This is a genomic window from Streptomyces caniscabiei, assembly GCF_014930365.1.
Classification (GTDB): domain Bacteria; phylum Actinomycetota; class Actinomycetes; order Streptomycetales; family Streptomycetaceae; genus Streptomyces; species Streptomyces caniscabiei.
This window is the reverse complement of sequence record NZ_JABXWI010000001.1, coordinates 833,290-854,605: the sequence shown is the minus strand read 5'-3', so window position 1 is coordinate 854,605 and position 21,316 is coordinate 833,290. Positions and strand designations below refer to the sequence as shown.

The following is a 21,316-nucleotide window of genomic DNA, read 5'->3' as shown; positions in this document are numbered from 1 at the left end:
CAACGGGACCCACGCACGAGGCCACTTCCCGGCCGTACGCGACGCTCCCGCGTGCGTATCTCAGTCCGCCATCGGCAGATACACCCGGTTCCCCGCTTCCGCGAACTCCTTGGACTTCTGGGCCATGCCCGCTTCGATGTCGGCCCGGGAGCCGCCGTGTTCACGACGGATGTCCTGGGAGATCTTCATCGAGCAGAACTTCGGTCCGCACATGGAGCAGAAGTGAGCCGTCTTGGCCGGCTCTGCCGGGAGTGTCTCGTCGTGGAACTCACGGGCCGTGTCGGGGTCGAGGGCCAGGTTGAACTGGTCCTCCCAGCGGAACTCGAAGCGGGCGTCCGACAGCGCGTCGTCCCATTCCTGTGCGCCCGGATGTCCCTTGGCGAGGTCCGCCGCGTGGGCCGCGATCTTGTAGGTGATGACGCCGGTCTTCACGTCGTCACGGTTGGGCAGCCCCAAGTGCTCCTTGGGCGTGACGTAGCAGAGCATCGCCGTGCCCCACCACGCGATCATCGCGGCACCTATGCCCGAGGTGATGTGGTCGTACGCCGGTGCGACGTCCGTCGTCAGCGGGCCGAGCGTATAGAACGGAGCCTCGTCGCAGATCTCCTGCTGCAGGTCGATGTTCTCCTTGATCTTGTGCATCGGGACATGTCCCGGGCCCTCGATCATGGTCTGCACATCGAAGCGCTTCGCGATCCGGTTGAGCTCCCCGAGCGTGCGCAACTCCGCGAACTGCGCCTCGTCGTTGGCGTCCGCGATGGATCCGGGGCGCAGACCGTCGCCGAGGGAGTAGGTGACGTCGTAGGCGGCGAGGATCTCGCACAGTTCCTCGAAGTTCTCGTAGAGGAACGACTCCTTGTGGTGGGCGAGGCACCAGGCCGCCATGATCGAGCCGCCGCGCGAGACGATGCCCGTCTTGCGGTTCGCCGTGAGCGGCACATACGCGAGGCGCACACCCGCGTGGACCGTCATGTAGTCCACACCTTGTTCGGCCTGCTCGATGACGGTGTCCTTGTAGATCTCCCAGGTGAGCTCCTCGGCCTTGCCGTCGACCTTCTCGAGCGCCTGGTACAGCGGCACCGTGCCGATGGGGACGGGGGAGTTGCGCAGCACCCACTCGCGGGTGGTGTGGATGTTCCGGCCGGTGGAGAGATCCATGACCGTGTCGGCGCCCCAGCGGGTCGCCCAGGTCATCTTCTCGACCTCCTCCTCGATGGAGGAGGTGACCGCGGAGTTCCCGATGTTGGCGTTGACCTTCACCAGGAACCGCTTGCCGATGATCATCGGCTCGATCTCGGGGTGATTGACGTTCGCGGGCAGTACGGCCCGGCCTGCGGCGATCTCCTCCCGGACGACCTCCGGCGAGACGTTCTCCCGAACGGCCACGTACTCCATCTCGGGCGTGATCTCTCCGCGTCGTGCGTACGCGAGTTGGGTCACGGCCCGGCCGTCGCGGCTCCGGCGCGGCTGGCGCGGCCGCCCCGGGAACACCGCGTCGAGGTTGCGCAGCCCGCCCCGCGGCGAGGTGTGCTTGATCCCGTCGTCCTCCGGGCGGACGGGACGGCCCGCGTACTCCTCGGTGTCCCCCCTGGCGATGATCCAGTTCTCGCGCAGGGGGAGCAGCCCCCGCCTGACATCAGTGTCCGCGTTCGGATCGGTGTACGGGCCGGAGGTGTCGTACAGGGTGACGGACTGTCCGTTGGTGAGGTGCACCTGGCGGACCGGCACTCGCAGATCGGGGCGTGAGCCCTCGATGTACGCCTTGTGCCAGCCGATGGACTTCCCGGCCTCCAGGGGCTGTTCGCCCTGGCTGTTCTCGCCCTGGGACGCGGCGGATGCCCCGTCCGTCTGGCTGGAGGCAGGCGTGCGTGTGTCCTCGATGGTCATGAGACCTACTCCCTACGCCGGCATTACCCGGTAACAGGTTCAGCGGTCGACGCAGCGATTTCCGCCCGACGATGTTCCACGTGAAACATCGCGTCTGCGGAGGTCAGCGCCCTCTCAGCCCGGTGCTCCGAGCTCCCGCGTGTGCAAAGGTGCCTCCACGCTAGCGGCAGATGTGGCGCGGTGAACAGTGGGCATCGCTCGTTCTTGCGATGATCGGTCGGTGACCACGACGCAGCAGCCCCCGCCTCCGCCCCCCGAGCCGCCCCACGGCCATGGCCCAGGAAACGGCCATGGGCATGGGCAGGGGCATGGCTCCGACGGTGGCCATGGATACGGTTCCGGAGGCGGCCACGGTTCCGGAGGCGGACATGGCTCCGGAGGGGGCCACGGCCAGGGCCCGTCCTCCGGCGGCGGCCACGGCCATTCCCACAGTCACAGCCACGGCCCCGCCGCGCCCGTCTCGCAGCACCTGCGCAAGGTCATCGCGGCGGTGCTGATCCCCTTCGCGACCGCGGTCGTCGTGGGTCTCGTCGTGCTCTGGCCCGGCGGCGCCCCGGCGCACGAACGCACGGGGGTGGGCTTCGACCGGCAGACACAGCAGGCCACCGTCACCAAGGTCGAAGAGGTCAGCTGCTCGTCGGTGAACGCCTCGGGAGAGACCCCGACCGGCGACACGTCCACCGCCGAGGGCTCGTCCGCGCAGCAGCAGGCGAACGGCACCTGCAAGAAGGCCACGGTCCGGGTCGACACCGGTGACGACAAGGGCCGTACCTTCACGGAGATCGTCCAGCCGGACCAGTCACGGCAGTTGGAACAGGGCCAGGAGGTCGTGGTCGCGTACGAACCCGCCGCGCCCAAGGACCTGCAGTACTCGGTCACCGATGTGAACCGGAAGTTCCCGATGGTGCTGCTCGCCGGGATCTTCGCACTCGCCGTCGTCGTCGTGGGCCGGATGCGCGGTCTCATGGCCCTGGTGGCACTGGCCATCAGCTTCCTGGTGCTGACCCTCTTCATCCTGCCGGCCATCCTCCAGGGCTCGAACCCGCTGGTGGTGGCAGTGGTCGGGGCGAGCGCCATCATGCTCATCGCCCTCTACATGTGCCACGGGCTCTCGGCTCGGACCTCCGTGGCGGTGATCGGCACCCTGATCTCGCTGCTGCTGATCGGCCTGCTGGGCTCGACGTTCATCGGCTCGGCCTATCTGACCGGCAACACGGACGACAACACCGGTCTGATCCATGGGCTGTACCCGACGATCGACATGAGCGGACTGCTGCTCGCGGGCGTCATCATCGGCTCGCTCGGTGTGCTCGACGACGTGACGGTCACCCAGACGTCGGCCGTCTGGGAGCTGCACGAGGCCAACCCCGCGATGGGCTGGCGGAACCTGTACCGCGCGGGCATCCGCATCGGCCGGGACCACATCGCGTCGGTGGTCAACACCCTCGTCCTCGCCTACGCCGGTGCCGCGCTGCCGCTGCTGCTGCTCTTCTCGATCGCGCAGAGCAGCGTCGGCACGGTCGCCAACAGCGAACTGGTCGCCGAGGAGATCGTGCGCACCCTCGTCGGCTCGATCGGTCTGGTGGCCTCGGTGCCGGTGACCACCGCACTGGCCGCCCTCGTCGTCTCCGCCGACCGTCCGAACACCTCCGAAGCGGCGTCGGTGCCCGCTCCGGCCCGTGGCGGAAGGGGGCGGCGCCGCAAGCGCTGAAGCGTTACGGCACCCCGTCGCCGTAACGTTCAGCCCGCGCTCTGCTCCTCTGCCAGGATGCGGTCCAGCGCCTCGTCGAGCAGTGCGTCGAAGTCGGCCAGGGAACGCTCCTGCCCCAGCGGCACGAGCTTGTCGGTGCGGTCCAGGAAGGCCACCAGCGGTGCCGTGCCAACCCGGAACATGGCCTGGTCGCTTCCCACCTGAAGCCGGATCAGGACCTCGCCGAAGGTCTCCGGATCGGCGGGCGCGATGTGGACGTCCCCGTCCCCGCACGGTCGGCCCACTCCGTCGATGAGCAGCTCCCGCCCGAAGGCCCAGGTCACCGGGGCGTCTCCGGGCAGGTGGAAGGTCAACCGCACAGCGTAGGGATCACAGGTCTCATAACGCAGCTCCACCGGAATGCGGAAGGAGAGCTCCTCCGAGACGAGGAAGCTCATCATGACTTCTGCCTGTACCGACTCGCGCATCGCCTACCCCGCCGTGTTCGTCGACTGGCCAGGATCATCCGCCTGACACCTCTGGAAGTTTGCTGAAAGTACACGGGAGATCACAAGGAGTGATTTTTCAGATGCTGATAGAGATCGCGAGTGTTCCTAGCAGCTTTCCGATCTCCGTCTGCAACTGATGGGCCAGCGGCAACAGCCGGGCCGCCTGGTGCGAGGGCAGCGAAATGGCGAGGGTCCCGGCGGTCGTCCCCGCGGTGATGGGAATCGCGGCGCAGACCGTCCCGAGGGCGTACTCCTGCTGCTCGACCACCGGCTCCATGCGCCCGAGGCGCCCGAGGCGCCGGAGCAGTGTCTCCTCGTCGCGAACGGTGTACGGGGTGAGTGACTGCACCGGATAGCGGTCCAGGTGGTCGCGGCGGGCCTCCTCGCTCAGTTGGGACAGCAGGCACTGTCCGATGGCGTGGGCGTGCCCCGTCTCCCGGAAATCGGCCCATTCCTCGACAGCCGGGGTGTTCGCGCTGTCGGCGACGCACATGACCTCGATCTCGCCGTCCCGGTAGATCGCGAAGTAGACGGGCACGCCCAGGGCGTCCCGCCAGTGCGCCAGTGCCTCGCTCACCGTGCTGCGACGTTTCTGCTGCGCTCCGCTGCTGCTCAGCCGCTCGGCCGCCCCGCCGAGGAAGAACAATCCCTTCTCCCGGCGTAGATAGCCCTCGTGGACCAGTGTGCGGAGCAGGTGGTACGCCGTCGGCAGCGCGAGCCCTGCGTCCCGCGCCAACTGTTTGGCGGGCGCTCCGTGTTCTCGCTCGGCGACGGCTTCCAGCAGCCGCATCGCCCGCTGCACGGAACCGATCAGAGTGCCGCTGTTTGTGTCGGGCGCGGCCTGCGGCGCAGGAGACGGGATGCGGGTCCCTCTCCCTGCCCCATGCCCGTGAGACGGCGCGGAGCGGACGAGCCCCGTCGACTGCGACTCGCCCCGGGGCGCCGGAGACTCCGGCCGCCGCATGTGCTCCTCGCCCGGCGAAGTGCGTGGCTGCACCGGGGGAGCCGAGGCCGTCGAGGGCGCCGTACGCGGAGGTGGCGGTGGGCCGTGCGTCTCCGGGGCTCGCACACGTGACGGATCGGCCGCCGCCGCAGATGTCGATCGCGGACCCGGCTGCGTCGGAGGAACCGCGCTCTGAGCCGACCGGGAGCGCGACCGGGCGGACGGATGGAGCGGTTCTGCTGGTGCGGTGTCAGCCGTGGCCAAGGGTCACTCCCGAAGCGCGAGGAGGGCCGCCCGTGCGAGGGACACGGGAGGAGATGCGCCGCCCGCGGGGATCGAGCCCGCGACGAGTTTCCGGACTCTAGCCGCCCGTCACCGCCCGCAGACGGCCCCGCCGGGAAACTTCCCCCTGGCGAGGGAACCTCACGTTCCTGTTACCGGCGCGCCCCTGACCGGCCTCACCCACTCACGCCTCAGCCGTTGCACGATGCTGACGCCTCACCAGTCGCCGCGCGACGAGGATCCCACCGTGAACTTCCTGACGACATAGATGAGTCCGCCGACCAGGGCCACGAAGACCAGCACCTTGAAGAGCAGGCCCACCACCACCTGGACGACGCTGACTATCAGCCCGCCGAACACCAGCAGGGCGATGACCGGCACCGCGATCCACTTCACCCACCACGGCATTCCCGCGAAGATCTCCCGCATCGCCCTTGCTCCTTGTGTCTCCACCCGTCGCCCGCCACCGGGGCACTGATTCCGGGCTTTCTGCTGTCCTGCCTCGATGCTAGGGCCGCGCAGGGACGTTCCGGGGGCTTCGCACCCCTTGTCCGTCCCTGATCGTCCCCCTAGGGAACGCCGAAACGGACGTCAGCCCTCCGGCGGAGAGAACACCACCACGACCCTCAGATCCTCGGTGATGTGGTGGAACTTGTGCGCGACCCCGGCCGGCACGTACACGACGCTGCCGCGCGCCACCTGGGTCGTCTCCAGCCCCACCGTGAGCGAGGCACGGCCGCTCACGACGAGGTACACCTCGTCCTGGTTGTGCGGCCTCTGCGGATCGAGCTCACCGGCGTCGAGGGCGTACAGGCCGACCGACATGTTCCGCTCGCGGAGGAACTGCAGATAGGCACCGTCGTTGGCGGCGCGCTCCGCCTCCAGCTCATCCAACCGGAATGCCTTCATCGACTTAGTCGCCCCTGCCCAGTACTCGTACCGATCGCTTCTGCCACGATCAGACACATGATGAATTTTCTAGTCAAGACGATCGCCAACGCGGGCGCCCTGGCGGTCGCGGTGTGGCTGGTCGACAAGATCACACTGACCGGGGCCGGCACGGGCAAGAAGGTCGGCACGCTGCTGCTGGTCGCCCTCGTCTTCGGCCTGGTGAACGCGGTGGTCAAGCCCCTCGTGCGGCTGCTGACCCTCCCCCTGTTCATACTGACGCTCGGCCTGTTCACGCTGGTCGTGAACGCGCTGATGCTGCTGCTCACCTCGTGGCTGGCCGACGTCCTCGACCTCAGTTTCCACGTGGAGGGCTTCTGGACCGCCGTTCTCGGCGCCCTGATCATCTCGATCGTCTCCTGGGCACTCTCCCTCGTCCTGCCCGACGGGGACTGAGGTTCCGGCATGACGTACCGAGTCTGTTTCGTCTGCACCGGCAACATCTGCCGTTCCCCCATGGCCGAGTCCGTCTTCCGCGCCCGTGTCGAGGAGGCGGGGCTCGGCGGACTGGTCGAGGTCGACAGTGCGGGCACCGGAGGCTGGCACGAGGGTGACGCCGCCGATCCGCGTACGGTCGCGGTCCTGGAGTCGCACGGCTACGACAGCGTCCACGCGGCCCGGCAGTTCCAGGTCTCGTGGTTCTCCCGCCTCGACCTCGTCGTGGCCCTCGACGAGGGCCACCTCAAGGCCCTGCGCCGCCTCGCGCCGACGGCGGCGGACGCGGACAAGGTCCGGCTCCTGCGCTCCTACGACCCCGCCGCCGGGGACGACCTCGACGTTCCGGACCCCTACTACGGGGGCATGGACGGGTTCGAGGAGTGTCTGGAGCTCGTGGAGGCCGCGAGCCCGGGCCTGCTGGCCGCCGTACGCGAGAAGGTGGAGGTGGGGGCCGCATGAGCACCGAGAACCCCGCTTCGGGTCCCGGCGAGGGCACCCGTGCGGTGCGCGCCGGACTGCCCGAGCCCGTCAAGCACGAGCCCACCCTCCCCGGACCGGTCTTCGCCGCCCACTACCACCTGCCGGGCGAGCCCACGGGCCCGTACGCCTACGGACGCGACCAGAACCCCACCTGGACGCTGCTGGAACGGGCCATCGGCGAACTGGAGGCCCCCGGGCAGAACGACGTCGAGACGGTGGCCTTCGCCTCCGGCATGGCCGCCATCTCTGCCGTCCTCTTCTCCCAGGTGCGCTCCGGTGACGTCATCGTCCTGCCGAGCGACGGCTACAACGTGCTTCCGCTGGCAGGTGAACAGCTGCGGTCCTACGGCGTCGAGGTGCGCAGCGCACCCACGGGCGGCGACGCCCAGCTGGACGCCCTGGACGGGGCCAGGCTGCTGTGGATCGAGACACCCTCGAACCCGGGGCTGGACGTGTGCGACGTGCGGCGGCTCAGCGAGGCGGCACGCGCGCGTGGCTGTCTGGTGGCCGTCGACAACACCCTGGCGACACCGCTGGGGCAGCGCCCGCTGGATCTGGGCGCCGATTTCGCCGTGGCCAGCGGAACGAAGCAGCTGACCGGCCACGGGGACGTCCTGCTCGGGTACGTCGCCGGACGCGACCCCGCGCTGATGGCCGGCGTGAGGCGATGGCGCAAGATCGTCGGGGCGATCCCGGGCCCGATGGAGGCCTGGCTCGCGCACCGCTCGCTCGCCACGCTCCAGCTGCGTGCCGACCGGCAGAACGTCAACGCCCTGGCCGTCGCCCAGGCGCTCAGGGGCCGGCCCGAGGTCACCGGGGTGCGCTATCCGGGGCTGCCCGACGATCCCTCGCACAAGATCGCCTCGCAGCAGATGCGGCGCTACGGGTGCGTGGTGTCGTTCGCGTTGCCCACGCGCGCGCGTGCCGACCGTTTCCTCGACGCGCTCCGCCTCGTGGACGACGCCACGAGCTTCGGCGGGGTGCGCTCCACCGCCGAGCGACGCGGCCGGTGGGGAGGGGACGCGGTCCCGGAGGGCTTCATCCGTTTCTCGGCCGGCGCGGAGGACACGGACGACCTCGTGGCGGACGTGCTGCGGGCGCTCGCCATGGCTACCGACTAGTACCGCGCTCCGTACGACGGACGGTCCGAGCCTCCCCCCTCGTGGCTCGGACCGTCCCGGTTCCCCGCGCGAAGAACCGCGCGAACAAGGCTAGTTGACTCTGTGTCAGTGTCCAATCACAGTAGCGACAGCGGCCTATCGACTTATTTATAGTTGGGCGCTCCGACGGCGGGGAGGGAAGGCGACCATGGACCTGGCCTTGCTGCGGACGTTCGTGACCGTGCACCGGGCCGGTTCCTTCACCCGCGCCGCCGCCCTGCTGGGACTCTCGCAGCCCGCCGTCACCTCGCAGATACGCACTCTGGAACGCCAGCTGGGCCGCCCGCTCTTTCTTCGCAGGGCCCGCGGGGTGACACCCACGACCATCGGCGACGAGCTCGCCCACAAGGCCGCGCCACATCTCGACGCGCTGGTGGAGATCGCCGAGGCCGGTCTCGACGACGACTCCTCCTTACGGACCCTCCATCTCGCCGGCCCTCCGGAGTTCACCGCCGAGCGGGCTCTGCCCGCGCTCACCGAGCTGACCGGCGACGACGGCCAGGGCTTCGCGCTGCGGGTCTCCTTCGGGCCCTCCGACGAGGTACTGGAGGGCCTGGCCGCCGGACACCACGATCTGGCCATCACCACCGCCCAGCCGCGTGGTGCCCTGCTCTCCGCGACCCCCCTCTGCGACGAGGAGCATGTCCTGGTCGCCGCACCGCGCTGGGCGGACGTGATCGGTCCGGGCAGGCCGGGGCGCAAGGGGGCGCACGCGCTGGAGGATCTTCCTCTCGTCGAGGTACACGAGTCACTGCCCTTCATCGCCCGCTACTGGGCCGCGGTCTTCGACGCCCGGCCCGCCGCCCCCGGGACCGTCGTCGTCCCCGATCTTCGGGCGGTCATCGCGTGCGCGATCTCGGGCGCCGGACTGGCCGTGGTCCCTCGCTACCTGTGCGCTTCCGCCCTGGACCGCGGGGACCTCGTCACCCTCCTCGAACCCCCGGTACCTCCGTTGCGGACCTATTTCCTGGTGGTCCGTACCGGCACCCTGGCCATGCCGCACATCGCGCGAGCGCACGAGTGGCTGCTGAGGGCCGCGGGGAACTGGTCCTGAGAGCGCTGCCGCGCCCCTGGACAGAGGGGGGGTGCCGCTCGTGGACCGCCCGTGAGCGCCGGGGTGCCGCGCTTCCTCGCTCCGGTGATGTTTCACGTGGAACATGCGGGGCCACATTTCTCCCATGACCGTACGACCCGTGGTCAAGCGCACCGCCCGCGCCGTCCTGCTCGACGGCGATGACCTGATCCTGATCAAGCGGACCAAGCCGGGCATGGATCCCTACTGGCTCACGCCGGGAGGCGGCGTCGAGCCGGAGGACACCACGGTCGTCGACGCGCTCCACCGCGAAGTCCACGAGGAACTCGGCGCCAAGATCACCGACGTGGTGCCCTGCTTCGTGGACACCGTGGAGCACATCGGCGAGGACGCCGGCGCGACCGGTGTGAAGGTCCAGCATTTCTTCGTCTGCCGTCTGGAGTCCATGGACCCCTCCAAGCGGCACGGCCCCGAGGTCGATGAGCCTCTGGGGGAGTACGAGATCGTGCGCATCCCCTTCACCCGGGTCGGCATCGCCTCCGTCCACCTCGTCCCGTTGTCCCTGCGGCACTATCTGGACGGGAACATCGAGGGCGTACGGGCGATGCACGCGCCCGACCTGGGCTGACCGTACGGCGGCGCTGCTCCTGGCCTCCGGCTCAGTCCCCGGCGGCCACCAGTTCCTCCACCGAGTCATGGCGTATGCGGTCGGCGGGGACTCCGGCGGCCTTCAGCGCGTCCACACCGCTGCGGATCATGCCGGGCGGGCCGGAGAGGTAGGCGTCGTACCCGTTCCAAGGGCCGTGGTCACGAATGGCGTCGGGCAGTTGGAGCAGTCCGTGCTTGTCCACGACCGGGCGGACCTCGAGCCACGAGTTGCTCTGCTGAAGCCGCAGCAAGGTGTCGAGGTCGTAGAGGTCCTGGCCGGTGCGGGCTCCGTAGAAGACCTCGACGGGACGGTGCCGTCCATGCTCGGCCACGTCCTCCACGATGGCCTTGATCGGCGCGATACCAGTGCCCCCGCCCAGGCAGAGCAGACCGCTGTCGCTGGTGTGGTCGACGGTCATCCCGCCGGCCGGCGGTCCCAGTCGCAGCACATCGCCGGGCCGGGCGCGGTGCACGAGCGAGTTGGAGACCCAGCCCGCGGAGATCGCCTTCACGTGGAACGACAGCAGCCCGTCCGACCGGGGCGCCGAGGCGAACGAGTAGTGCCGCCAGATCCGCGGCCACCAAGGGGTCTCCAGGCTCGTGTACTGCCCGGCGAGGAAGGGGTACGGCTGGTTCGGGCGGACGGTGAGGACGGCCGTGTCCGCGGTTCTCAGATCGTGTGAGACGACTTCGGCGAGCCACCATGGAGGGGATCGCAGTTCGTCCGCGGCCGCCGCGTCGATCATCACCTGGGAGATCGTCGTGTACACCCGCACCCAGGCGGCCTCGGTCTCGTCGTTCCAGCTCTCCTTGGCGTACCGACTGAGCGCGCCGATCAGACACTCGCCGACGGCCGGGTAGTGCTCGGCCTGGGTGCCGTACTTGCGGTGGCCACGGCCGAGGTTCTGCAGGTAGTCGACGAGCACGGGAGTGTTGTCGATGTGTTCGGCGGCGGTCAGCAGTGCCTTGAGCAGGCGGTCGCGCTGGGCGTCCATCGCCGGGGGGAACATCGAGCGCAGCTCCGGGTGCTGGACGAAGAGCAGCGCGTAGAAGTACGAGGTGACCTTGTCGGCGACGGGTCCGACCTCGGCCATGGTCCGCTGGATGAGAACGGCGTCGGGGGAGGCGGTCGCCGCGTGTCCGGCACGTTCCTCCGGTACCCGGGGATCGAAGACGGAGTGGTCGGAGCCTTGATCCGGGGTGGGCGGAGGGCTGGGAGGGGCGCTGGGAGGGAGGTCCGCACCGGTGCGTATTCGCTCCCGCTGGGTGCTTTCCCGGTGCTGCTGCGGGCCGTTCGGCGGCTCCTGGAAGCGGCCCACGGGCCGCAGGCCTGCGAGGCGGTTGCCCTCCGGCTCCTGGTCCCCGCCAGGGGGCGGCGAAGTGCGGGGCGTGAACCAACCGCCTCCGTCAGTGTCCCCCGAAGTACCGTTGCCGGCCGACGTGGTGGTCGGAGCGTCCATGGTCTGCCTCGCCTCAAGCATCTTTCGGTCGATCTGCGTACGCCCTCCCGACGGAAGTCGCACGTTTTCCCCCGCGGACGGCCTTGCTATTCCCCGATCGTTCCCCGTCGACCAATGCGGCCACATTCAACCCGCGTTCCCGCTCCGTACGGACAAGTAGGTGAGAGTGTGGCGTGAGCCGCAGCACTCATCGCAGCGTTCCACAGCGCGCGAACGCCCTCGCCTCGTAACGGTAAACGCAGGTTCTCGATCTTCCTGTCCGGTTAGGCTGCATTGAGCTGCGTTCGTACCCCCATCATGAGACGACTGCATCTCACTTCGGACACGAACCGGACTCGACCCTACCGGCAGGGGCGTCACACACAAGTCCCCCCTGGCCGTACCGGGAATTCAACGGGTGCGAATCAGCGATTCCTTCAATTACCGGGCGCGTCCCACCAATTCATAGGCATCTCGCAGATCCTGCCGCCGGATGCACGTGGACGGGCTTCACCGGCCGATCGTGGATCTCCGTTCAGGCGCCCCGAATACGCCACGCCATGGGCACCGGGGCCAACCGGGCCTGCACGCGTATGCCCGGAGACGGATGTTTCACGTGAAACATCCGTCCGTGCGTTGTGCGGTTGTGCGCGAGATGGCCAAAACGGCGTACGTCGACGGGAAACCGGTGGACGCCCACGGCGTGTGTCGGACAACCTGACCTGCGTGTCGACACCTTTCCCCGCCTCTCTGCCCATCCGCCGTCTGACGCCTCGCGATCTCACCGCCTGCGCCGACCTGTCCGAGGACCGAGGCTGGCCTCGCGAAGAGCACAAGTGGGGGCTGCTCCTGTCCGCCGGCACGGGATACGGCGTCGACGATCCCGCGGGCGGGCTGATCACCGCCTGTGTGGTCACCGAGTACGGCCCGGTGGGCCGCCCGGATCTGGGAGCGATCGGCATGGTGCTGGTCGCCGAGCGGTACGCCCGCCAAGGCATCGGCCGCCGCCTGATGCGCCACGTCCTCGCCGAGATGGGGACGACGCCCCTGACCCTGCACGCCACCCCGAACGGGCGGCCGCTGTACGAGGGGCTCGGCTTCAAGGTCACCGGCCGGGCCGAGATGGTGCGCGGGCACTTCACGGCAGAGGGCGTGGCACCCGCCGTCTCCACCCGCCCGGCCACGGCCGAGGATCTCCCCACGATCCTTCGGCTCGACGAACAGGTCTTCGGCACGGACCGCACCCACGTCCTCACCCGGCTTCCCGCCTTCGCCGACCAACTGCGCGTCGCGGAGGAGAACGGCCGGATCATCGGATACGCCGCGGCCTGGCCCAATCTGAAAGACCAGGTCGTCGGTCCACTGATCGCCCGTGACACGGAGGCGGCGAAGGCACTCGTCGCCTCCCTCGCGGCCCGCACGGACCGGCCGTTGCGCACCGACATCGACGTCCGCCACGAGGAGCTGTTGGCGTGGGTGAAGGAGCGAGGCCTGGAGCCGATCGCCTTCAACTCCGTGATGACGTACGGCATCGCAGAGCTGCCGGGCGACTGGGCCCGGCGCTACGCCCCGCTGACCGTGGCGGCGGGCTGAGGCTCGCCCCCTGCCGGCCCGCCGACCCTCGGTGGTGGACAGGCGTCCGCCGGGCGCCCGCTCCCCCAGACCCCGCGACGACCGTGCCGACGCTCCTCTCCTTGCGCTCCAGTGCCGCCGCGACGAACGCCAGCACGAGCGCGCTCGCGGCGAGAGCGGATCCGACCCAGTCGGGTGCCGTGTAACCGAGGCCCGCGTCGATGCCTAGACCGCCGAGCCAGGCGGCGAGCGCGTTGCCGAGGTTGAAGGCACCTATGTTCACGGCCGAGGCCAGTGTGGGTGCGCCGTGCGCCTGGTCGAGAACCCTCTTCTGCGACGGCGGTACGGTCGCGAAGCCCATTGCGCCGACCAGCACGAGCGTCACCGCGGCGGCGATCTTGTCGTGGGCGGTGAGAAGAACAGGGCGAGGACGACAGCCAGGACGCCCAGTGAGACGTACCGGAGGCGGACCTCGGCCGGCCTGGGCAGCTCGGGTACCAGCCGGGCAATGCCCAGCAAGCCGACGACGCCCAGTGCCGCGACCCTGGCGAAGGTGGCCCGCCAGCCGACGGACTGCCCGATCAGCGTGCCCAGAGGTACTCCGACGACGTTCGCGACGGTCAGACCGCTGAACATCATCGCGAGCGCACCGGCCTTGCGTTCCGGGGCGACGAGGTCGGCCGCGACCACGGAGCCGATTCCGAAGAAGGCCCCGTGCGCGAGCGAGGCGACCACCCGCCCGATGAGCATGACGGAGTAGGCGGGAGCGAGTGCGGAGAGCAGATTGCCCACGATGAACAGCCCCATCAGCAGCATGAGCATCCCCTTGCGGGACACCCGCGTGCCCAGCGCGGTCATGATCGGCGCTCCGATCACCACACCGAGTGCGTAGCCGGTCACGAGGAACCCCGCGGCGGGGATGGAGACATCGAAGCCGGCAGCGACCTCGGGCAGTACGCCTGTGATCACGAATTCGGGTCTCCGAGGCAGGTCTGCAACTCCTCGCGGCCGCGCGCCCCACCAAAGACGCCGCTGGCAGCCGAGAACCCCGAACTGGCCCCGCTCATGCGCGTCATGGAGACGCTGAACGTGCCCGCGTAGGGTGCGGGCATGGGAGATCTGGACATTCGCCCGGCGACCGAGCACGACGTCCCGGAAATCGTCGCGATGCTGGCCGACGACCCCTTGGGCGCCCAACGCGAGTCACCGGACGATCTGGCCCCCTACCTCACCGCCCTGGAGCGCCTCAGTGGTGACCCCCACCAACAGGTGATGGTCGCTGTCCGTCAGGGCCGTGTCGTCGGCACACTCCAGCTGACGATCGTTCCGGGACTCTCCAGACGCGGCTCCACCCGGGCGATCATCGAAGGCGTGCGTATCCACGCCGATGAGCGCGGAAGCGGCCTCGGTTCACGGCTCATCGAGTGGGCGATCGACTCGTCACGGGCTCAGGGCTGTCAGTTGGTGCAGCTGACGTCCGACGCCACACGCACCGAGGCCCACCGCTTCTACGAGCGGCTCGGCTTCGAGGCCACTCACGTGGGCTTCAAACTGCCGCTCTGAAAAGCGGCGCAGCAAGGGCCGTGGGGTCCTGTTTCACGTGAAACATCGCAAGTCGGACCCCCACAGCGGCAGGCGCGCCTACGAGATCCCGCGCCACCCCTCGGGATCCACTCCACCGGGCACCGGAGCCCCCTCGTCGTACGGCTGGCGCGTGAACACGAACGATCCGAGGTCCAGGTGGCTCACGGCCCCGTCGGGCCGTCGTACGGCTCGCAGGAGCTCTCCGGCGAAGTAGCCATTGAGCCCGGTCCAGCTGCCGTCGTCGTTGCGTCGGAAGCGAGCACCGCGCAAGGTGGCGGCGAGCGGCTCCAGCGAGAGACCTCCCTCGGCGGTGAGCCGCAGCACGAAGCTGTACGTCCCCCAATACCAAGGGCCGACCAACTCCAGGACCGACCGGTCCACTTCGGGCAGCGGCCGCCAGGGCTCGGGGATCCGCGGCTCGGCCTCCGCGACGATGCGCACGAGATCGGCGGCCACCTCCGACACCACCGGACCGGAGGTGCAGTTGGTCAGCACGACGGCTGCCACATCGTCCTCGACGCTGATGGTGAGCTGGGCAAGAAATCCGGGCACCGAGCCTCCGTGCCCGACGAGGAACCGGCCACCTCGGTGCTGAAGCTGCATCCCGAGGCCGTACGCCGCTCCGGCCGCCACGTCGGCGGCCTCCCCCGGTGCGGCCGGCGTGCGCATCTCCAGGACCGACTCCGCACTCAGCACCCGCTCGTCCCCCTTCGCCAGGAAGGCCGCGAAACGAGCCAAATCGCCTGATGTGGACCAGAGTTGCCTGCGGGACCCATACGGCCCAGGTCCTCGACCTGCTCCGGCAACATCACGTCCGCCCAAGGGTGCACGGCCCAACCGCCGGCGTGTGGTGCCTCCGGGTGCCAGGTCGTGCGACGCAGACCGAGGGGTTCCAACACCTCTCGTCGCAGCGCCTCTTCCCAGGGAGCACCTCGCAGCTGCTCGACGAGCGCGCCGAGGAGTGTGAAGCCGGGGTTGGAGTAATGGAAGCGACGGCCCACGGGATGGCGGTGGGGCTGCTTCCCGAGCACATCGGCGAGTTCCGGGCGCAGGGATCCCGGCGTGCGCTCCCACCAGGGCGAAGGGGACTCCGCCGCCAGCCCTGCCGTGTGCGAGAGCAGTTCGGCGATGGTCGCCTCCCCCGCACCGGTGCCCGGCAGATGCTTCTCCAGCGGGTCGCCGAGGTCCAGGGCGCCCTCGTCACGAAGCCGCATGACCAGAACGGCGGTGAAGGTCTTGGTGATCGAACCGATCCGGTACTGCACGTTCGCGTCCGGCCCGTGCCCGTCCACCGATGTGCGTGCTCCGTGCCACACCGTCTCCCCGCCCCGGACCACCGCCGCGACCAGAGAGGGTGCTCGCCCCTCGGTCTGAGCGACGGCGATGCGGTGCAGCAGTGCCCGGCGCGTGGCGGGAAGCAGCTCTTCGTGAGGTGTTGTCATGCGCTCAGTCCACCGGGCCCGGCACCGGGAGTCGAGCGCATTTCACCGGGTCAGGTCTGTGCCATGTCCACGAAGCGGGAGTAGTGGCCCTGGAAGGCGACCGTGATCGTGGCCGTCGGACCGTTACGGTGCTTGCCCACGATGATGTCGGCCTCGCCGGCGCGTGGCGACTCCTTCTCGTAGGCGTCCTCGCGGTGCAGCAGGATCACCATGTCGGCGTCCTGCTCGATCGATCCCGACTCACGCAGGTCGGACACCATGGGCTTCTTGTCCGTACGCTGCTCGGGGCCACGGTTGAGCTGCGACAGGGCGATCACCGGCAGCTCCAGCTCCTTGGCCAGCAGCTTCAGGTTTCGCGACATGTCCGAGACTTCCTGCTGGCGGCTCTCGGACCGCTTGCCGCCGGACTGCATGAGCTGCAGGTAGTCGATGATGACGAGCTTCAGATCATTGCGCTGCTTCAAGCGCCGGCACTTGGCCCGGATCTCCATCATCGACAGGTTCGGGGAGTCGTCGATGTAGAGCGGTGCGGCCGACACGTCCGGCATACGGCGTGCCAGCCGTGTCCAGTCCTCGTCCGTCATCGTGCCGGACCGCATGTGGTGGAGGGCCACGCGTGCCTCGGCCGACAGCAGACGCATCGCGATCTCGTTGCGCCCCATCTCGAGCGAGAAGATCACACTCGGCATGTTGTGCTTGATCGAACAAGCGCGCGCGAAGTCCAGCGCCAGCGTGGACTTACCCATGGCGGGACGGGCCGCGATGATGATCATCTGGCCCGGGTGCAGACCGTTGGTGAGCTGGTCGAGGTCCGTGAAGCCGGTCGGCACACCGGTCATCTCCCCCGACCGCGAACCGATCGCCTCGATCTCGTCGAGCGCGCCCTCCATGATGTCGCCGAGCGGCAGATAGTCCTCGGTCGTGCGCTGCTCGGTGACCGCGAAGATCTCGGCCTGGGCTCTGTTGACGATCTCGTCCACGTCGTCGTCGGCCGCGTATCCCATCTGCGTGATGCGGGTGCCTGCCTCGACCAGGCGGCGCAGGACGGCACGCTCGTGGACGATCTCCGCGTAGTACTCGGCGTTCGCCGCCGTCGGCACCGTCTGGACGAGCGTGTGCAGATAGGAGGCGCCACCCACCTTGGTGATCTCGCCACGCTTGGTGAGCTCGGCGGCGATGGTGATGGGGTCGGCCGGCTCGCCCTTGGCATAGATGTCGAGGATCGCCTGGTAGATGGTTTCGTGCGCCGGCTTGTAGAAGTCGGGACCCTTGAGGATCTCGACCACGTCGGCGATGGCGTCCTTGGACAGCAGCATGCCGCCGAGCACGGATTGCTCGGCGTCGAGGTCCTGCGGCGGAACGCGCTCGAAGGCCGAACCTCCGCCGCCGTCCCACTCCCCGTTGTCCCGGCCCCTGTCGTGCCGCTCGTCCCTGCTCCGGTCGCCGTCCGGACGCCGACGGGAAGGGGGCAGACGATCACTGGGCCCGCTGTCGGCCCACGGGTCGTCCAGGGGCTCGGAAATGCTCACTGAGCGACCTCCTCCCGTCCGCCGAGCGGACCTCGCCGTGCTTCTTCTTTCTACGGCACGACACTGACAAATGAGAGGCCCAACTCCGGTTCTGGCGCGTCGGTTTTGCGAGGTTTCCGTGATCGGCCAGGGAGTGGGCGCCGCACCACCGTAGGCCCCTGGGCACCGTCAGCCAATCTGGTTATCCACAGGCCATGTGGACGACGGCCCAGATGCTGTGGAGAACCTCGCAAAACCTGTGCACGACTCGGTGGACAGCCCTGTGAACAAGAACCCGATTGCACCCAGGGAGCAGCCCTGAGCTGCACTTTTACCGTCCACGGGCTGTGCAGAAGAAAAACTTTCCCAACCGGATCAAGATCATCGAGATCAGTGTGCGAGAACGCACTCGACCAGGCAGCATGTAATAGCCACAAGCGCATTGCATCTCTTACCTGTGGAAGATTAGATTGGTGCTCATGACACAGGCTTCCGCGACCACCAGGGCCACCCGGCGCCGGCACGATCGAGAGATCATCACTCTGGCCGTGCCGGCCTTCGGCGCGCTGGTCGCCGAGCCGCTCTTCCTCATGGTCGACACCGCCATCGTCGGCCACCTCGGCACCGCGCAACTGGCCGGTCTCGGTATCGCCTCGGCCCTCCTCGTCACCGCGGTGAGTGTGTTCGTCTTCCTCGCCTACGCCACGACGGCTGCCGTCGCCCGACGCGTCGGCGCCGGTGATCTACGGGCCGCCATCCGACAGGGCATGGACGGCATCTGGCTCGCTCTACTGCTGGGAGCAGCCGTCATCGCGGTCGTGGTGCCCACAGCCCCCACCCTGGTGGCCCTCTTCGGATCCTCGGACACGGCGGCTCCCTACGCCACGACCTATCTTCGGATCTCAGCCCTCGGCATCCCGGCCATGCTCGTCGTGCTCGCCGCCACCGGTGTCCTGCGCGGCCTCCAGGACACGAAGACACCTCTGTACGTCGCCGTGGCGGGCTTCGTCGCCAACGGCGCCCTCAACGCGGGCCTTGTCTATGGAGCCGACCTGGGCATCGCCGGGTCAGCGTGGGGCACGGTCATCGCCCAGTTCGGCATGGCTGCCTCATACCTCTGGGTCGTGATCCGTGGCGCCCGCAGACACGGAGCCTCACTGCGCCCTGACCTCGTCGGCATACGAGCCTCGGCTCAGGCGGGAGCACCTCTGCTGGTCCGTACGCTCTCGCTGCGGGCGATCCTCATGATCGCCACCGCCGTGGCCGCCCGGCTCGGTGACGAGGACATCGCCGCACACCAGATCATCCTCTCGCTCTGGAGCCTGCTCGCGTTCGCCCTCGACGCGATCGCCATCGCCGGGCAGGCCATCATCGGTCGCTACCTCGGCGCAGGAGACGCCCAAGGAGCCCGCGACGTCTGCGTCCGGATGGTCCAGTGGGGAGTTGCCACGGGTTCTGTGCTCGGACTCCTGGTGATCGCTGCCCGTCCTTTGTTCATCCCGCTCTTCACCAGCGATCCGAACGTCCAGGAAACAGCACTGCCCGCTCTGATCGTGGTGGCGCTCTCCCAGCCGATCTCCGGCGTCGTCTTCGTGCTCGACGGCGTACTGATGGGCGCGGGAGACGGGCCCTACCTCGCCCGGGCCATGCTCCTGACCTTGGCGGTCTTCGTCCCGGCCGCCTTGCTCGTCCCCACCTTCGGCGGTGGTCTGACCGCTCTCTGGGGCGCCATGACACTAATGATGGCGACGCGCATGCTGACCCTGTGGCTGCGATCGCGGTCCGGGCTCTGGATCGTCACCGGAGCGACCCGCTGAGAGTTCGGGCGATGCTCGCGCTGAGGACACCGCGAGCCCGCGATGTTTCACGTGAAACATCGCCCCGACAAGCATGTGGGGCCGCACCCTTCACAGGGTGCGGCCCCATACACCGCTTCAGCGAGCGCGACCCTTAGGCCGCGATGACCTCGATGTTGACCTTGGCGGCAACCTCGGGGTGCAGACGCACGGACGTCTCGTGAGCGCCCAGCGTCTTGATCGGAGCACCCAGCTCGATGCGACGCTTGTCGACCTCGGGGCCACCGGAAGCCTTGATCGCGGAAGCGATGTCGGCCGGGGTGACGGAACCGAAGAGACGACCGGCGTCGCCGGAGCGGACAGCCAGACGGACCTTGACGGCCTCGAGCTGGCCCTTGATCTGGTTGGCCTGCTCGATGGTCTGGATCTCGTGGATCTTGCGAGCACGACGGATCTGCTCGACGTCCTTCTCGCCGCCCTTGGTCCAGCGGATCGCGAACTTCCGCGGGATCAGGTAGTTGCGAGCGTAGCCGTCCTTGACGTCGACGACGTCGCCGGCAGCGCCGAGGCCGGAGACCTCGTGGGTGAGGATGATCTTCATGTGTCGGTCACCCTTCCCTTATCGCGCGGTGGACGTGTAGGGCAGCAGCGCCATCTCACGGCTGTTCTTGACGGCCGTGGCGACGTCACGCTGGTGCTGCGTGCAGTTGCCGGTCACGCGACGGGCACGGATCTTACCGCGGTCGGAAATGAACTTCCGCAGCATGTTCGTGTCCTTGTAGTCCACGTACGTGACCTTGTCCTTGCAGAAAGCGCAGACCTTCTTCTTCGGCTTGCGCACAGGCGGCTTCGCCATGGTGTATCTCCTGTGTGATCAAGAAGTTTGGGGTGCGGCCCCGCCCTCGACCTCGACGACCGGTGCTCCGGCCTCGCAGGCTTAGAAAGGGGGCTCGTCCGAGTAGCCGCCGCCACCGCCGCCGCCGGAGCTTCCGCCCCAGCCGCCGCCACCGCCGCCCTGGTTGCCACCGGCGGGAGCGCCGCTGGCCCACGGGTCGTCGGCGGGAGCGCCGCCGCCCTGCTGGCCGCCGCCGGAGCTTCCGCCCCAGCCGCCGCCACCCTGGCCGCCGCCACCACCGCCGCCGTAACCGCCCTGGCCACCGCGGCCGCCTCCGGCGGTCTTGGTCACCTTGGCCGTGGCACTGCGCAGGCTGGCGCCGACTTCCTCGACGTCCAGCTCGTAGACCGTGCGCTTGACGCCCTCACGGTCCTCGTAGGACCGCTGCTTCAGCCGGCCCTGCACGATGACGCGCATGCCTCGCTGGAGCGACTCGGCGACGTTCTCCGCCGCCTGACGCCAGACCGAGCAGGTCAGGAACAGGCTCTCGCCGTCCTTCCACTCATTGGTCTGACGGTCGAAGGTGCGGGGGGTGGACGCGACACGGAACTTCGCGACCGCCGCACCGGAAGGGGTGAAGCGCAGCTCGGGGTCGTCAACAAGATTGCCGACAACCGTGATGACGGTCTCGCCTGCCATGGGGAACCTCTCGGCGGGTTTGCTGCTCTGGCTGCTTGGTTGCTGCTACTCGAATCCCGGGATCAGCTGAGCGGGAAAGCTCAGTGGGTCTCGGGGCGGAGGACCTTGGTCCGGAGGACCGACTCGTTCAGGTTCATCTGGCGGTCGAGCTCCTTGACGACCGCAGGCTCGGCCTGCAGGTCGATGACCGAGTAGATGCCCTCAGGCTTCTTCTTGATCTCGTACGAGAGACGACGACGGCCCCAGGTGTCGACCTTCTCGACCTTTCCGTTGCCCTCACGGACGACGGAGAGGAAGTTCTCGATCAGGGGGGCGACGGCGCGCTCCTCCAGATCGGGGTCGAGGATGACCATCACCTCGTAGTGACGCATGTAGAACCCACCTCCTTTGGACTCAGCGGCCACGGTCGTTCCGTGGCAGGAG

The 21,316-nt window shown here is 68.6% G+C and carries 21 protein-coding genes and 2 pseudogenes; 9 read left to right on the top strand and 14 right to left on the bottom strand.

All coding sequences use genetic code 11. From position 1 onward, the window contains the following. Window positions 1–60: 60 nt before the first annotated feature. Window positions 61–1,887, bottom strand: coding sequence for a phosphomethylpyrimidine synthase ThiC (gene thiC / locus HW837_RS04195; protein ID WP_045558477.1), 1,827 nt, complete (start codon window positions 1,885–1,887; stop codon window positions 61–63). 220 nt (window positions 1,888–2,107) lie between these two features. Here thiC and HW837_RS04190 point away from each other — a divergent pair, with 220 nt between their 5' ends. Then, window positions 2,108–3,598 carry a YibE/F family protein gene (locus HW837_RS04190; protein WP_045558478.1) on the top strand — a complete coding sequence of 497 codons (1,491 nt, stop codon included), beginning with the start codon at window positions 2,108–2,110 and terminating at the stop codon, window positions 3,596–3,598. A 29-nt stretch (window positions 3,599–3,627) separates the two neighbouring features. On the opposite strand, the gene HW837_RS04185 is transcribed toward HW837_RS04190, so the two are convergent. From HW837_RS04185 to HW837_RS04170, 4 genes are all read right to left on the bottom strand, one after another. Further along, the gene (locus HW837_RS04185; protein WP_033530686.1) at window positions 3,628–4,065 is read right to left on the bottom strand and encodes an SsgA family sporulation/cell division regulator; all 438 of its coding nucleotides are present in this window, start codon (window positions 4,063–4,065) and stop codon (window positions 3,628–3,630) included. 97 nt (window positions 4,066–4,162) lie between these two features. Continuing rightward, window positions 4,163–4,888, bottom strand: coding sequence for an IclR family transcriptional regulator (locus tag HW837_RS04180; RefSeq protein WP_060884028.1), 726 nt, complete (start codon window positions 4,886–4,888; stop codon window positions 4,163–4,165). A gap of 639 nt (window positions 4,889–5,527) precedes the next feature. Then, a complete protein-coding gene (locus HW837_RS04175) occupies window positions 5,528–5,740 on the bottom strand; it encodes a DUF5326 family protein (RefSeq protein ID WP_093790323.1) in 213 nt (70 codons plus the stop codon). A gap of 162 nt (window positions 5,741–5,902) precedes the next feature. Next, window positions 5,903–6,220 (bottom strand): cupin domain-containing protein, encoded by a 318-nt coding sequence (locus HW837_RS04170; protein ID WP_045558481.1) that lies wholly within the window; start codon window positions 6,218–6,220, stop codon window positions 5,903–5,905. A gap of 57 nt (window positions 6,221–6,277) precedes the next feature. On the opposite strand from HW837_RS04170, the gene HW837_RS04165 reads away from it, so the two are divergent. From HW837_RS04165 to HW837_RS04145, 5 genes are all read left to right on the top strand, one after another. Next, a complete protein-coding gene (locus tag HW837_RS04165; protein WP_045558482.1) occupies window positions 6,278–6,655 on the top strand; it encodes a phage holin family protein in 378 nt (125 codons plus the stop codon). A 9-nt stretch (window positions 6,656–6,664) separates the two neighbouring features. Then, window positions 6,665–7,156 carry a low molecular weight protein-tyrosine-phosphatase gene (locus HW837_RS04160; protein WP_045558483.1) on the top strand — a complete coding sequence of 164 codons (492 nt, stop codon included), beginning with the start codon at window positions 6,665–6,667 and terminating at the stop codon, window positions 7,154–7,156. After that, on the top strand, window positions 7,153–8,298 hold the full coding sequence (locus HW837_RS04155; RefSeq protein ID WP_045558484.1) for a cystathionine gamma-lyase: 1,146 nt from the start codon (window positions 7,153–7,155) through the stop codon (window positions 8,296–8,298). Before HW837_RS04160 ends, HW837_RS04155 begins: the two co-directional genes overlap by 4 nt. A gap of 187 nt (window positions 8,299–8,485) precedes the next feature. After that, window positions 8,486–9,391 (top strand): LysR family transcriptional regulator, encoded by a 906-nt coding sequence (locus HW837_RS04150; RefSeq protein ID WP_045558485.1) that lies wholly within the window; start codon window positions 8,486–8,488, stop codon window positions 9,389–9,391. 124 nt (window positions 9,392–9,515) lie between these two features. Then, complete coding sequence (locus tag HW837_RS04145) at window positions 9,516–9,998, top strand: NUDIX domain-containing protein (protein WP_045558486.1); 483 nt, start codon at window positions 9,516–9,518, stop codon at window positions 9,996–9,998. 31 nt (window positions 9,999–10,029) lie between these two features. On the opposite strand, the gene HW837_RS04140 is transcribed toward HW837_RS04145, so the two are convergent. Next, a complete protein-coding gene (locus HW837_RS04140; RefSeq protein ID WP_093790319.1) occupies window positions 10,030–11,499 on the bottom strand; it encodes a globin domain-containing protein in 1,470 nt (489 codons plus the stop codon). A 684-nt stretch (window positions 11,500–12,183) separates the two neighbouring features. Here HW837_RS04140 and HW837_RS04135 point away from each other — a divergent pair. Next, window positions 12,184–13,050, top strand: coding sequence for a GNAT family N-acetyltransferase (locus HW837_RS04135; RefSeq protein ID WP_045558811.1), 867 nt, complete (start codon window positions 12,184–12,186; stop codon window positions 13,048–13,050). Here HW837_RS04135 and HW837_RS04130 read toward each other — a convergent pair. Beyond that, window positions 12,965–14,019: pseudogene (locus HW837_RS04130) on the bottom strand (MFS transporter). The gene HW837_RS04135 and the pseudogene HW837_RS04130 sit on opposite strands and share 86 nt — an antisense overlap. A 120-nt stretch (window positions 14,020–14,139) precedes the next feature. On the opposite strand from HW837_RS04130, the gene HW837_RS04125 reads away from it, so the two are divergent. Continuing rightward, on the top strand, window positions 14,140–14,592 hold the full coding sequence (locus tag HW837_RS04125; RefSeq protein ID WP_045558812.1) for a GNAT family N-acetyltransferase: 453 nt from the start codon (window positions 14,140–14,142) through the stop codon (window positions 14,590–14,592). A gap of 78 nt (window positions 14,593–14,670) precedes the next feature. Here the strand turns inward: HW837_RS04125 and HW837_RS50250 are convergent, their stop codons facing one another. From HW837_RS50250 to dnaB, 3 genes and pseudogenes are all read right to left on the bottom strand, one after another. Further along, on the bottom strand, window positions 14,671–14,937 hold the full coding sequence (locus HW837_RS50250) for a DUF7586 domain-containing protein (protein ID WP_419585444.1): 267 nt from the start codon (window positions 14,935–14,937) through the stop codon (window positions 14,671–14,673). Between the two features lie 162 nt (window positions 14,938–15,099). After that, window positions 15,100–16,055, bottom strand: a pseudogene (locus tag HW837_RS04120) (serine hydrolase domain-containing protein); the annotation flags it as partial. Window positions 16,056–16,105: 50 nt separating this feature from the next. Beyond that, window positions 16,106–17,584, bottom strand: a complete 1,479-nt coding sequence (gene dnaB / locus HW837_RS04115) for a replicative DNA helicase (RefSeq protein ID WP_045558488.1) — start codon at window positions 17,582–17,584, stop codon at window positions 16,106–16,108. A 449-nt stretch (window positions 17,585–18,033) separates the two neighbouring features. On the opposite strand from dnaB, the gene HW837_RS04110 reads away from it, so the two are divergent. Continuing rightward, a complete protein-coding gene (locus HW837_RS04110) occupies window positions 18,034–19,380 on the top strand; it encodes an MATE family efflux transporter (RefSeq protein ID WP_093790316.1) in 1,347 nt (448 codons plus the stop codon). 133 nt (window positions 19,381–19,513) lie between these two features. On the opposite strand, the gene rplI is transcribed toward HW837_RS04110, so the two are convergent. The 4 genes from rplI to rpsF all read right to left on the bottom strand — a co-directional run bounded on the left by rplI (window position 19,514) and on the right by rpsF (window position 21,264). Further along, window positions 19,514–19,960, bottom strand: a complete 447-nt coding sequence (gene rplI / locus HW837_RS04105; protein WP_045558490.1) for a 50S ribosomal protein L9 — start codon at window positions 19,958–19,960, stop codon at window positions 19,514–19,516. An 18-nt stretch (window positions 19,961–19,978) separates the two neighbouring features. Next, a complete protein-coding gene (gene rpsR, locus HW837_RS04100; RefSeq protein WP_003949403.1) occupies window positions 19,979–20,215 on the bottom strand; it encodes a 30S ribosomal protein S18 in 237 nt (78 codons plus the stop codon). A gap of 81 nt (window positions 20,216–20,296) precedes the next feature. Next, complete coding sequence (locus HW837_RS04095) at window positions 20,297–20,893, bottom strand: single-stranded DNA-binding protein (RefSeq protein ID WP_045558491.1); 597 nt, start codon at window positions 20,891–20,893, stop codon at window positions 20,297–20,299. Between the two features lie 80 nt (window positions 20,894–20,973). Then, a complete protein-coding gene (gene rpsF, locus HW837_RS04090) occupies window positions 20,974–21,264 on the bottom strand; it encodes a 30S ribosomal protein S6 (RefSeq protein ID WP_005482942.1) in 291 nt (96 codons plus the stop codon). Window positions 21,265–21,316 lie beyond the last annotated feature (52 nt).